This is a genomic window from Sphingomonas sp. CV7422, from assembly GCF_027945725.1.
Lineage (GTDB): Bacteria > Pseudomonadota > Alphaproteobacteria > Sphingomonadales > Sphingomonadaceae > Sphingomonas > Sphingomonas kyungheensis.
The window spans coordinates 2,549,673-2,561,623 of sequence record NZ_CP115900.1 but is presented as its reverse complement, the minus strand read 5'-3'; the positions used below and the strand labels follow the sequence as shown (position 1 = coordinate 2,561,623).

At 69.3% G+C, this 11,951-nt stretch carries 11 protein-coding genes; 8 read left to right on the top strand and 3 right to left on the bottom strand.

Annotated elements, in window-relative coordinates:
* The first annotated feature begins 20 nt into the window (after positions 1-20).
* The gene (locus PBN85_RS12190; protein ID WP_271299167.1) at positions 21-863 is read left to right on the top strand and encodes an ATP-binding protein; all 843 of its coding nucleotides are present in this window, start codon (positions 21-23) and stop codon (positions 861-863) included.
* Between the two features lie 63 nt (positions 864-926).
* On the top strand, positions 927-1,937 hold the full coding sequence (locus PBN85_RS12185) for a sensor histidine kinase (protein ID WP_271299166.1): 1,011 nt from the start codon (positions 927-929) through the stop codon (positions 1,935-1,937).
* Here the strand turns inward: PBN85_RS12185 and PBN85_RS12180 are convergent.
* Positions 1,934-3,712 (bottom strand): ABC-F family ATP-binding cassette domain-containing protein, encoded by a 1,779-nt coding sequence (locus PBN85_RS12180; protein WP_271299165.1) that lies wholly within the window; start codon positions 3,710-3,712, stop codon positions 1,934-1,936. The genes PBN85_RS12185 and PBN85_RS12180 overlap by 4 nt on opposite strands.
* A 154-nt stretch (positions 3,713-3,866) precedes the next feature.
* Between PBN85_RS12180 and PBN85_RS12175 the strand changes: the two genes are divergently transcribed.
* From PBN85_RS12175 to PBN85_RS12160, 4 genes are all read left to right on the top strand, one after another.
* Positions 3,867-4,142, top strand: coding sequence for a hypothetical protein (locus PBN85_RS12175; protein ID WP_333781829.1), 276 nt, complete (start codon positions 3,867-3,869; stop codon positions 4,140-4,142).
* Positions 4,143-4,154: 12 nt separating this feature from the next.
* Positions 4,155-4,820, top strand: a complete 666-nt coding sequence (locus PBN85_RS12170; protein ID WP_037533025.1) for a response regulator transcription factor — start codon at positions 4,155-4,157, stop codon at positions 4,818-4,820.
* 90 nt (positions 4,821-4,910) lie between these two features.
* Entirely contained in the window at positions 4,911-6,230 is a 1,320-nt protein-coding gene (locus PBN85_RS12165; RefSeq protein WP_037533027.1) for a sensor histidine kinase, read from the top strand.
* Positions 6,231-6,314: 84 nt separating this feature from the next.
* Positions 6,315-6,986: an HPP family protein gene (locus PBN85_RS12160; protein ID WP_271299164.1), complete on the top strand. Its 672-nt coding sequence runs from the start codon at positions 6,315-6,317 to the stop codon at positions 6,984-6,986.
* Here the strand turns inward: PBN85_RS12160 and PBN85_RS12155 are convergent.
* Entirely contained in the window at positions 6,946-7,944 is a 999-nt protein-coding gene (locus tag PBN85_RS12155; RefSeq protein WP_271299163.1) for an LLM class flavin-dependent oxidoreductase, read from the bottom strand. The genes PBN85_RS12160 and PBN85_RS12155 overlap by 41 nt on opposite strands.
* A 36-nt stretch (positions 7,945-7,980) precedes the next feature.
* Entirely contained in the window at positions 7,981-10,302 is a 2,322-nt protein-coding gene (locus PBN85_RS12150; protein ID WP_271299162.1) for a S8 family peptidase, read from the bottom strand.
* 121 nt (positions 10,303-10,423) lie between these two features.
* Here PBN85_RS12150 and PBN85_RS12145 point away from each other — a divergent pair, with 121 nt between their 5' ends.
* Positions 10,424-11,089: a pyrimidine 5'-nucleotidase gene (locus PBN85_RS12145; protein ID WP_271299161.1), complete on the top strand. Its 666-nt coding sequence runs from the start codon at positions 10,424-10,426 to the stop codon at positions 11,087-11,089.
* The gene (gene dapD / locus PBN85_RS12140; RefSeq protein WP_271299160.1) at positions 11,086-11,913 is read left to right on the top strand and encodes a 2,3,4,5-tetrahydropyridine-2,6-dicarboxylate N-succinyltransferase; all 828 of its coding nucleotides are present in this window, start codon (positions 11,086-11,088) and stop codon (positions 11,911-11,913) included. Before PBN85_RS12145 ends, dapD begins: the two co-directional genes overlap by 4 nt.
* Positions 11,914-11,951: the final 38 nt, after the last annotated feature.

Below are 11,951 nucleotides of genomic sequence, written 5' to 3'. Positions count from 1 at the left end.
GGCGGGGTCATGAGCGCGGCATGACCGATCCTCTTGAGCGTATCGCCGCCGCGCTCGAACGCCTCGCCCCGCCGCCGCCCGTCGGGGACGATCCCCGCGCGCATCCCGCCTATGTCTGGCGTGACGGCGCGCTGATCGCCGCGCGCGCCTTTGCGCCGCTGCCGCTCGAGCTGTTGATCGGCGTCGAGCGGCAGCGCGACGCATTGCTCGTCAATCTCCGCCGGCTCGCCGCCGGTGCGGCGGCGCAGGACGTGCTGCTGTGGGGCGCGCGCGGCACCGGCAAGTCGGCGCTGGTCAAGGCGACGATCGGCGCGGTGCAGGCGGAGGGCGGCGACATCGCACTGGTCGAGGTCGCTGCGATCGATACGCTGCCGAAGCTGTTTGCCCGACTGGCCGGCGTGCCGCGGGCGTTCGCCTTGTTCCTCGACGATCTCGGCTTCGACGGCGCGGCGGAGGCGCGGACGCTGCGCTCGTTGCTCGAGGGCGGTGCGGAGGCGCGGCCCGACAATGTCCGTCTGCTCGTCACCGCCAACCGCCGCCACCTCGTCGCGCGCGACATGGTCGAGCAGGGCGCCGCGGCGAGCGCCGGCAGCGAGGCACAGGCGATCAACCCGCGCGACAGTATCGACGACCAGCTCGCGCTCGCCGACCGGTTCGGGCTGAGCCTTGGCTTTCACGTCCTCGATCAGGACGCCTATTGCGCGATCGTCGCGGCCTATGCCGGACATTATGATCTTCCCTTCGACGCTGGGCAGGCGATCAATTGGGCGACGCGCCGCGGCAGCAGATCGGGCCGTGTGGCGTGGCAATATATCGTCGAACTCGCCGGCCGTGCGGGGCGCGACTTGCGGCAGATCAGGTAAACACTTTGTCATCTAGGTTCTATTGTACTTGACAGCATTGGTCCGTCGCGGCTCAATTCGCGCGTGCAACGGTTCCGCCAACTCGACCTGACGACGCGTTTCGCGCCGCGGATACCGCGCATCGTCACGCAATGTGCGGTCGGTCTGGTCAGCGCCGTGCTCGCGATCCTGCTGTACAGCGCGCTCGATCGGATCACGGTGGGGAAGGGGGCGCCCTTCGCCTTGTGCTTCCCGATGATGCTGCTGGCGACATTGCTCGCGCGCTGGCCGGCGGGGGCGATCTCGGCGCTGCTCGGCATCGGTTATGCCTGGACGGTCACCGTACCGGGGATGCTCGGCGTCCGCGATGATGCCACCGCCTGGGTGACGTTGATCTTCATCCTGCTCGCGGTCGTGCTGACGATCGCCACCGCCGAACTTTTCTGCCGCGCGGTCGAGCGGGCGACGCGCGAGCGCGAGCAGCAGATCGCCGACCGCGACCTGCTGTTGCAGGAGATCGACCATCGCATGAAGAACAATTTCGCGATCGTCGCGTCGATCCTCGACATCCAGCGTCGCCGCGCGGACGGCGAGGCGGCGGATGCCCTCGGCACCGCGCTCGCCCGCGTCGAGAGCATCGCGCGCGCGCATCGCCACCTCTATCGCGGCGTCGGTCAGAGCGATGCGGTGCAGATGCGCGCCTATCTCGGCGATCTGTGCGCGGCGCTGGCGGATGCGTTGCTGCTGCGCGGCGGCATCACGCTTGCCTGTTCAAGCGACGAGGTCGATGTGCCGCGCGACCGGGCGGTGTCGATCGGGCTCGTCGTCAACGAACTCGTCACCAACGCCGCCAAACACGCCTTCGGCGGCCGCGCCGGCGGCCGGATCACCGTCGGTTTCCGCCAGCGACCCGGCGGCTGGACGCTGCTGGTCAGCGACGACGGCGTCGGCATGCCGGCCGCCGCGGCGCCGGCCGGTCTCGACCATGGCCTGGGATCGCGGCTGATCCCGGCCTTTGCGCGTCAGGCGGGCGGCACGCTGACCACCGAGAGCGGTCGCGAGGGTACGACGGTGACGATGGACCTGCCGGCCTAACCCAGCCCCTCGACCTGCTCGGCGAGTTCGAGCCAGCGCATCTCCGCCGCCTCCTTCTCGCTGCGCGCCGCCTCGATCGCCTTGGTCAGCGCGTCGAAGCGCTTCGGATCGCGCACGTACAGCGCCGGATCGGCCAAAAGCGCCTCGTCCCGCGCAATACCCGCGTCGATCGTTTCGATCCGCGCCGGCAATTGGTCATAGTCGCGCTGATCCTTGTAGCTCAGCTTGGTCTTCGCCTGGGCGGGCGGCGGCGGGGCGGCCTTGGCGGTGGCGGCCTTCTTGGCCTCGACCGGCTTGCGCCGCTGCCGCTCCCAATCCTCATAGCCGCCGGCGACGACGTCGACGTTGCCCGATCCGTCGAGCCCCAGCGTCACCGTCACCGTGCGATCGAGGAAGTCGCGATCGTGGCTGACGATCAGCACCGTGCCCGCGTAATCGGCGATCACCTCCTGCAACAGGTCGAGCGTTTCGAGGTCGAGGTCGTTGGTCGGCTCATCGAGCACCAGCAGGTTCGACTCTCGCGCGAATTCCCGCGCGAGCAGCAGGCGCGACCGCTCGCCGCCCGACAGCGTGCCGACCTTGGCCTCGGCGAGCGACGGGTCGAACAGGAACTCCTTGAGATAGCCGTGGATGTGCTTGCGCACCCCGAGCACGTCGATCCAGTCGCCGCCGTCCGCCAGCACCTCGCGCACCGTCTTGGTCGGCGCCATCAGGCTGCGCTGCTGATCGATGATGACGCCGTCGAGCGTCTTGGCGAGCTTGACCTCGCCCTCGTCGGGCGCCAGCTCGCCGGTGAGCAGCTTGAGCAAGGTCGTCTTGCCCGCGCCGTTGCGGCCGACGATGCCGATCCGGTCGCCCCGCGTCACGCGCAGCGTCAGGTCGCGGATGATCGTGCGGTCGCCGAAACTCTTCGAGGCATGTTTGACGTCGATGACCACCTTGGTCTTGCTGTCGTCCGCCGCGGTGACGAGGTTGGCCGCGCCCTGCGGGCCGATCATCGCCGCGCGTTCGGCGCGCATGTCCTTGAGCTTGGCGAGCCGGCCCTGGTTGCGCCGCCGCCGCCCGGTGACGCCGCGTTGCAGCCAGTGTTCCTCGATCTTGAGCTTGGCGTCGAGCCGCTGTGCGTTGCGCTCCTCCTCGGCATAGACCTGTTCGGTCCACGCCTCGAACCCGCCGAAGCCGATCTCCGCGCGGCGGATCGCGCCGCGATCCATCCACAAGGTCTGTTTGGTCAACCGGGTGAGGAAAGTGCGATCATGGCTGATGACGACGAACGCGCCACGGAAGCGGCCGAGCCAGTCCTCCAGCCAGTCGATCGCGCCGATGTCGAGATGGTTGGTCGGCTCGTCGAGCAGCAGCACGTCCGGGTCCTGCGCCAGCGCGCGGACGATCGCGGCGCGGCGGCGCTCACCGCCCGAGGCGGACGCCGATTCGCGCGACAGGTCGATGCCGAGCTGGTCGGCGATCGCATCGGCCTCGTGCCGCTCGGGCGCGCCTTCGCCGCCGAGCACATAATCGGCGAGCGTCGCGCAGCCGGCGAGGCTCGGTTCCTGTTCGAGCAGCACGACGCGGGTGCCCGGCACGATCACGCGGCGGCCTTCGTCGCTGTCGATCAGCCCGCCGATCAGCTTGAGCAAGGTGGTCTTGCCCGCGCCGTTGCGGCCGATCAGCGCGAGGCGGTCGCGCGCGCCGATATGGATGTCGAGGTGGCGGAACAGCCAGCCGTGGCCCTGAATCACGCCAAGGTCTTCGTATGCAAGGATTGGGGCAGCCATGGCCGCCGCAGGTAGGCGGCGCGCACGCCCGCGGCAAGCGCAGCCGGGAACCCATTGTCGCGCGGACGCTTTCCACCCGCTCCATTCACAGGCTGTTCAATGCCTTCCGCCTATGCCAGTCGTCATGAAGATGGTCGTTCCAATGTTGCTAGCGATGGCCGCCGCGCTCTCTCCGGTGCTTGCCCAGGCGCCCGACCAACGGCGCAGCGATCAGGCGCGCGCCTATGATGCGCGCCGCAAGGGGGAAGTGCTGTCGCCGCGCGCCATCGAGGCGCGCGTCATCCCGACGATGAAGGGCTATGAATATCTCGGCTTCGATCTCGATTTCAGCACTGCGGTTTACACGCTCAAGTTCATGCGCGATGGCGTCATCGTCTGGGTCGACGTCGATGGCCGTTCCGGCCAGATCATCGGCCGTACCGGTAATTAAGAGGGGATCTGCATGCGCGTTCTGATCGTCGAGGACGAGCCGAACCTCGGCCAGCAACTCAAGAACACGCTGGAGGGCGCCGGCTATGCGATCGACCTCGCGACCGACGGCGAGGAGGGGCATTTCCTCGGCTCGACCGAGAATTACGATGCGATCGTGCTCGACCTCGGCCTGCCCGAGATCGACGGGCTGACCGTGCTCGACCGCTGGCGCAAGGAGGGCAAGACGATGCCCGTGCTCGTCCTCACCGCGCGCGACAGCTGGTCGGACAAGGTCGCCGGGCTCGACGCGGGCGCCGACGATTACGTCGCCAAGCCGTTCCAGACCGAGGAATTGATCGCCCGCCTGCGGGCGCTGATCCGCCGCGCCTCGGGCAATGCCTCGTCCGAGCTGACCGCCGGCGACGTGCGGCTCGATACCCGCTCGGGCAAGGTGACCAAGGCAGGCGAGCCGGTCAAGCTGACCGCGCAGGAATATAAGCTGCTCAGCTATCTGCTCCATCACAAGGGCAAGGTGGTCAGCCGCACCGAGCTGATCGAACATATCTACGATCAGGATTTCGACCGCGACTCCAACACGATCGAGGTGTTCGTCACGCGCATCCGCAAGAAGCTCGGCCAGGACGTCATCACCACCATCCGCGGGCTCGGCTACAGCCTCGAAGATCCGGACGCCTGATCGGCGGGAGTCGCGCGCATGGACACGCCGCCCCTCGCCGAAGTCGTGCCACGTGAGCGGGCCAGAACGACGGGATCGCTGTCGCGACGGATGATCCTGATCGCGGCGGCGTGGATCGGACTGCTGCTGTTCGGTGGCGGCTTCGCGCTTGACCGCGTGCTGACCAATGCGGTGACCGACAATTTCGACGCGCAGATGCAGAACGTCATCCGATCGCTGCTCGTGTCGGCGGAGATCGGGCCGGAGGGCGAGGTGATTCTCAGTCGCGATGCGACGGGCGACCCGCTGTTCCTCGAGCCCAATTCGGGTCTCTATTGGCAGATTTCGGCACCCGGTCGGCCGGTTACCGAGGCCTTTCCGTCGCGGTCGCTGTGGGATCGTCGCCTTGATTTCGGCGACAGGCACAATGATCGCAACATCCATTTCTACGATAGCGATCAGTTCCCGGACGAGCGGCTGCGGATCGCCGAGCGCGACGCGCAAATCCCGGGATCGAAAATCCACTGGCGCTTTCAGGTGGCGCAGACGCGACGGGACCTCGACGCGCAGATCACCATCCTCCGTCGCACCCTGATCCGCAGCTTTGCCCTTCTCGGCCTCGGTCTGGTCGTGCTGGTCTGGTTGCAGACCTTCTACGGCCTGTGGCCGCTCCGCCGCGTCCGGGACGAGATTGCACGGATGCGGGCCGGGCAATCGAACCGCATCACGGTGCCGATGCCCGACGAGGTCGCGCCGATGGTCGAGGAGCTCAACGCGCTGATCGAACATAACGAACGGCAGGCGGAGGAGGCGCGGCGCCATGCCGGCAATCTCGCCCATGCGCTCAAGACGCCGCTCACCGTCATCATGAACGCCGCCACCGCGCAGGCCGACGATCTCGCCGACACGGTGATCCGCGAGGCGCGGACGATGCGGCGGCAGGTCGATCACCATCTCGCCCGCGCCCGCGCGGTCGGCCGCCGCGGCTCGGCGCACAGTCGCGCCGAGGTCTGGCCCAGCCTCGAATCGGTCGAACGGGCGGTCGCGCGGCTCTACCGCCACATCCGTATCGACGTGACCGGGCCGCGCGACCTGCAGGTCCATGTCGAGCGGCAGGACCTCGACGAGATGCTCGGCAACCTCATCGAGAATGCGGCGAAATACGGCGGCGGCAGCGTCTTCGTCACGGTCGGTGCCGATGCGGGCTTCGTCGAGCTGCTGATCGAGGATGACGGACTCGGCATCCCGGAGGAGGACCGCGTCCGCATCTTCGACCGCGGCGTGCGTCTCGATACTGGCAAGCCGGGCACCGGCCTCGGCCTCGCGATCGTGCGCGACGTTGCGGAAATCTACGGCGGCACCGTCAGTCTCGAGGAAAGCGAGGATCTCGGCGGTCTGCTGGTGCGACTACGGCTGCCCGCGGCGAATTGAGTCGCGGCTGATAATGTCGCGCGGGTAGAGGCTTGTCACTCGGGCCTTGCCGGGGGGTGGGCGCACCCGCTAGCGCCGGCGGCGATGCGGATCTTTCGCCCCATTCTCGCCGGTGCGGCGCTCGGTGACCGGCTGGTCGCCGGCGTCGCCGCGATCATCGGCGTGGCGCTGACCGGCCTCATCGCAGCATTGCTCGGTCATAGCGCCGCGCCGTTGCTCGTCGCGCCGATCGGCGCGAGCACCGTGCTCGTCTTCGCGGTGCCGGCGAGCCCGCTCGCACAGCCCTGGCCGGTGATCGGCGGCAATATGCTGTCGGCGATCTGCGGACTGATCGTCGTGCGGCTGATCGGCGATCCGGTCGCGGCGGCGGCGGTCGCGGTCGGACTCGCGATCATCGTCATGTCGCTGGCGCGCTGCCTCCACCCACCGGGCGGCGCGGTCGCGCTCGGCGTCGCGCTCGCCGCGGCGCATACCCCGCTCGGCTGGCTCTATCCCTTCCTGCCGGTCGCGCTCGATTCGGCACTGCTGGTCGGCAGCGGCATCCTCTTTCATCGGCTGGCGGGGCACGCCTATCCGCATCGCCCCATGCCGGCGCCGCCTTCGGTCTTCGCGCCCGAAGACGTCGACGCGGCACTTGCCGATATGCGCGACAGCTTCGACATCGCCCGCGCCGACCTCGACGCGCTGCTCGCCGCCGCCGCGCGTCACGCCGCGATCAGGCGGGAACGGTCAGTCCGCTCATCACCTCGGCGGTGATCGCCAGGCTGCGCTTGCGGGCGTCGTGATCGTAGATCGCGCTCGCGACCATCACCTCGTCCACCCCGGTCCGCTCGATGAAGGCGGCGGTCTGGCGGGCGACGGTGGCGGGTGAGCCGACCGCCGAACATTGCAGCACATGGTCGAGGATCAATGCACCCTGCGCCCCCAGGCCGGCACGATAGCCCTCGACCGGCGGCGGCAGCTGGCGGGGATTGCCCGTGCGCAGCGCGACGAACGACTGCTGCTGCGAGCTTGCCAGCAGTTCCGCCTCCGCATCCGTCTCGGCGGCGAAGACGTTGAACCCTGCCATCGCATAAGGCCTGTCGAGCTGCGCCGACGGCCGGAAGTCGCGGCGATAGATCGCCAGCGCGGCGTCGAGCGCGTCCGGCGCGAAATGCGACGCAAAGGCATAGGGCAGGCCGAGCGCCGCGGCGAGCTGCGCGCCGAAGGTGCTCGACCCCAGGATCCACAGCGGCACATTGGCGCCCGCACCCGGCGTCGCGGCGATGCCGGTGCGGCCGTCGTCGGCGAAATAGCTTTGCAGCTCCATCACGTCCTGCGGGAAGGCGTTGGGGTCGGTCTCCAGCGTCCGTCGCATCGCGCGGGCGACGCGCTGATCCGATCCCGGCGCGCGGCCGAGGCCGAGATCGATCCGCCCCGGAAACAGCGCGTCGAGCGTGCCGAACTGCTCGGCGATCACCAGCGGCGCATGGTTGGGGAGCATGATGCCACCGGCGCCGACGCGGATGCGGCTGGTCGCAGCGGCGATATGCGCGATCACCACGGCGGTCGCGGCGCTGGCGATGCCGCGCATGCCGTGATGCTCGGCGACCCAGTAACGCTGGAAGCCGAGCGTCTCGGCATGGCGGGCGAGGTCGGCGGCATTGGCCAGCGATTGCGCCACGGTGCCGCCTTCGACGACGGGCACCAGATCGAGCAGGGAGAAGCGTGTCATGCGAGGCAAGATGGGAACGCCCCGTCGTGCCTGCAATCAGAAGCCGACCGTATAGCGGACCGCTCCGCCGACGTCCGCGGGCAAGGCCGCGTAATTGCCGGGATCGCGCCGCCAGAAAATGTTGGTCTGCAGATCGCCGTCGCCGAGCAGGATATGATAGCGCGCCTCGACATCGATCTCGCGGCCTTGGGGCGCGAGGTTGAGCCGTTGCGTCGTCCAGTCGGTGACGGTGAGCGTCGTATAGTCCCAGTTGGTCGGCAAGCGGTAATCGAGCCCGCCGCGCGCGACGCGCAGCGGCTGTGCGAGGCGCAGGCCGAGGCTGTCGCGGCCGAACAGGCGGTCCTTGCCGACATCCGCGGCGAACGCTTCGGTGAGCAGCCGGCCGCTGCCCGCCATGCCGCCGCTGAGCTGGGCGGCGCTCCAGCCGCGGCGCCACGACCCGCCGAGGGTCCAGCCCGCGCCGATGCTCCAGCGCGCATCGGCATCGACGAACAGGGTGCGCGCCCGCGCCGCGCCGAGCCCGCCGTCGAAGCGCGCGCCGAGCAGCGACGCGGTCTCGTTGAGGGAGCTGACCGCCAGCGTCGTCGCCAGCCCGCCCCAGCGATGATCCGCGGTCAGCGTCACCCGGTCGTAAGGCGCACGCCGATAGGTGTTGAGGCCGGCGAGCATCGCATCGCGCCGCGCCAGAATGTCGCCGCTCTCGATCGTCGCGGTGACGCCGATGCCGCCGAGCTCCTGACGCAACGCGCCCGCCGAGCGCGCGACGCTGTCGAAGCCGAGGCCGCTCTGGCCGGCGACGAGAAAGGCGGGCTGTGCCTGTCCGGTCATCTGCGCGGTCAGGCTGCCGCTGCCTTGCGAGAAGGCGAAGCCAAAGCTGGTGCCGGCGCCGAGCCGCTGCGTCACCGCGCCGGCGATCGCCTGCGCGGTCATCGCCTGACCGGCGCTGAGCCGGCTGCGCTCGAGCGCGACGTCGCCGTTGGCGCGCGGCGCGAGCGTCAGCGAGACAATCGTGTCGCCCGCCGCCAGCGCGATGTTGCGCTGGCGGTTCTGCAACGCGCCGACCAGCACCGGCGTCGGTCCGGCGCGGTTGATCGTGCCGGCGAGGTCGATCGCGAAGGCGCGCGCATAGCTGTCGAGCACCACCGCGCCCAATTGCCCGACCGCGGCGTCCCCCATCGGCGCGGACAGCGTCGCGTTGCTGCTCAGCGACACCGCGATATGTGATCCGGCGACGCTGGCGGTGCCCACCGGCTGAAAGGCGCGGGTGAGGTCGAGCACGCCGTTGCCGTAGATCGCGTCGACGCCGCTCGCGCCGACGTCGCGCGCGGTGCGGAACAGCAGGTCGACGATCTGCGCGCCGGTGAGATTGGGAAAGGCCTGCGCCAGCAGGGCGATCGCGCCCGAAATCTGCGGCGCGGCGAAGGAGGTGCCCGACCAGAGATAGGCGGTGCCGCTCTGGTTGGGCGCGCGCACCCGCTCGCCGACCGCGGCGAGGTAATGGGCGGCGCCGGTCCCCGCCTTGTCGCTGAAGGTCGAGATGGCGTCGGTGGCGCCGACTGAACCGGCGACGATCACCAGGTTTCGTGCCGCCGCGTCGCCGGCGACCGAGGTAAAGGCATCGGGATTGTCGGCGCCGTCATTGCCGGCGGCGATGACGACGATGATGCCGCGTGCGGTGGCGCGGCCGATCGCGTCGATCAGTCCCTGCGGCATCGTCGCGCCGCCGAGCGACAGGTTGATCACCCGCGCCCCCGCCAGTCGCGCCGCATCGACGCCCTTGGTGATCGCATCCGTGCCGAATTTGCACGTATCGGTGCTGGCATCGGTCGAGGCGGCGCACGATCCCGGCCGGTCGGCGCGCAGGACGGTCAGTGTCGCATCGAAGGCGACGCCCTGCGATCCGGCGGCGTTGCGGCGTCCGGCGGCGGTGAAGGCGACCGCGGTGCCGTGACCGCCCTCGTCGGCGATCGAGCTGTTGCCGGCGACGTCCTGCGACGCGGTGCTGACCCGGCCGCCGAATTCCTGGCTGGTCAGATCGATGCCGCTGTCGATGATCGCGATGTTGACGCCCGCGCCGGTCGCGCCCTTGTTGTAGGCGGCGAGCGCATTCATCGACACCGCGCCGACCGTCGCCCGATATTCGCTGGTGTCGTAATTGGTCGCGGTCGGGGTCGGCGTCGGGGCCGGGGTCGGCGTGGGCGCCGGGGCGGGCGCGGGCGTGACGACGGGCGTCGGCACCTGCGCGGCGGGCGGCGTCGGCGTCGAATTGATCCCGCCGCCACCGCCCCCGCCGCAGCCTGCGACGAACAGCGGCCAGACCAATGCTGCCCCGACCCGTGTTCCGATCCTGATACGCACACCCACCCCCTGGCGGCGCCCCCCTAAGTCGCTCGCCCTTCGAAATCCTTACCGAAGACGCGCGGCGGTGCAAACCGCCGCTTGCTTGTACATGCGGCGATCGCCGCCTAGACGCGCCGGCATGCACCCGCGGCTCGCCTCCATCGACACCTGGATCTTCGATCTCGACAACACGCTGTACCCGGCACGCGCCAATCTGTTCGCGCAGATCGATCATCGCATGACCGATTACATCGCGCGGCTGCTCGACCTGCCGTGGGACGAGGCGCGCGTGTTGCAGAAGGACTATTTCCACCGGCACGGCACGACGCTGACCGGCCTGATGGCGGAGCATCGGGTCGATCCGCATGCCTTCCTTGCCGAAGTGCACGATATCGAGATGGACGTGCTCGAAGCGGACGCGCCGCTCGCCGCGGCGATCGCGACGCTGCCGGGGCGCAAGCTGGTCTTCACCAACGGCGACAAGCCCTATGCGCTGCGCGTGCTCGACCGCCTCGGCCTCGGCACGCATTTCGAGGCGATCCACGACATCCATGCGATGGACCTCGTGCCCAAGCCGCACCCGACCGCCTATGCCAATCTGTGCGCGCGCCTCGCGATCGAGCCGACCCGCGCCGTCTTCGTCGAGGACATGGCGCGCAACCTCGCGCCGGCCAAGGCGATCGGCATGACCACCGTGTGGATCGACAACGGCTCCGAGCAGGGGCCGGACGCCGCACGCGATTTCATCGACTTCACCGTCCACGATCTCGCATCGTGGCTGACCCATATCATGGAGGCATCATGAGCCAGGATCTCAGCACCGTCATCGACCAGGCGTGGGAGGATCGCGCCGCGCTCGGCTTCACCACCACCGGCGAGGTGCGGCTCGCGGTCGATCGCGCGCTGGCGCTGCTCGACGCGGGCGAGGCGCGTGTCGCCGAGCCCGACGGCGCCGGCGGCTGGCGCGTCAACCAGTGGCTCAAGAAGGCGGTGCTGCTCAGCTTCCGCCTCAACGACAATGCGCTGATCGACAATGGTCCGGGTGCCGGCCACTGGTTCGACAAGGTGCCGTCCAAGTTCAGCGGCTGGAGCGAGGCCGAATTCCGCGCCGCCGGCTTCCGCGCGGTGCCGGGCAGCGTCGTCCGTCGCGGCGCCTATGTCGCACCGGGCGCAATCCTGATGCCGAGCTTCGTCAACATCGGCGCCCATGTCGGCGAGGGGACGATGGTCGACACCTGGGCGACGGTCGGCAGTTGTGCGCAGATCGGCCGCAACGTCCATCTGTCCGGCGGCGCCGGCATCGGCGGGGTGCTCGAACCCCTGCAGGCGGATCCGGTCATCATCGGCGACGGCGCTTTCATCGGCGCCCGCTCCGAGGTCGCCGAGGGGGTGCGCGTCGGCGAGGGCGCGGTGCTGTCGATGGGCGTCTATCTCGGCGCGTCGACCAAGATCATCGATCGCGCCACCGGCGAGACCTTCAAGGGCGAAGTGCCCCCCTATGCGGTGGTCGTCCCCGGCACGACCGGCGGCAGCGACGGCAAGCCGGGCCTGTATTGCGCGGTCATCGTCAAGCGTGTCGACGCCCAGACGCGCAGCAAGACCAGCATCAACGATCTGCTCCGCGACTGAGCGATAAACCATGTAGATCAGTGATTTTCATGGCGGCC

Bases quoted from the DNA above. Each gene is read 5' to 3' on its own strand.
- PBN85_RS12190 (WP_271299167.1), top strand. From the start codon at position 21: ATGACCGATCCTCTTGAGCGTATCGCCGCCGCGCTCGAACGCCTCGCC.
- PBN85_RS12170 (WP_037533025.1), top strand. From the start codon at position 4,155: ATGCGCGTTCTGATCGTCGAGGACGAGCCGAACCTCGGCCAGCAACTC.
- PBN85_RS12160 (WP_271299164.1), top strand. From the start codon at position 6,315: ATGCGGATCTTTCGCCCCATTCTCGCCGGTGCGGCGCTCGGTGACCGG.
- PBN85_RS12155 (WP_271299163.1), bottom strand. From the start codon at position 7,944: ATGACACGCTTCTCCCTGCTCGATCTGGTGCCCGTCGTCGAAGGCGGC.
- PBN85_RS12165 (WP_037533027.1), top strand. From the start codon at position 4,911: ATGATCCTGATCGCGGCGGCGTGGATCGGACTGCTGCTGTTCGGTGGC.
- PBN85_RS12175 (WP_333781829.1), top strand. From the start codon at position 3,867: ATGGCCGCCGCGCTCTCTCCGGTGCTTGCCCAGGCGCCCGACCAACGG.
- PBN85_RS12145 (WP_271299161.1), top strand. From the start codon at position 10,424: ATGCACCCGCGGCTCGCCTCCATCGACACCTGGATCTTCGATCTCGAC.
- PBN85_RS12180 (WP_271299165.1), bottom strand. From the start codon at position 3,712: ATGGCTGCCCCAATCCTTGCATACGAAGACCTTGGCGTGATTCAGGGC.
- dapD (WP_271299160.1), top strand. From the start codon at position 11,086: ATGAGCCAGGATCTCAGCACCGTCATCGACCAGGCGTGGGAGGATCGC.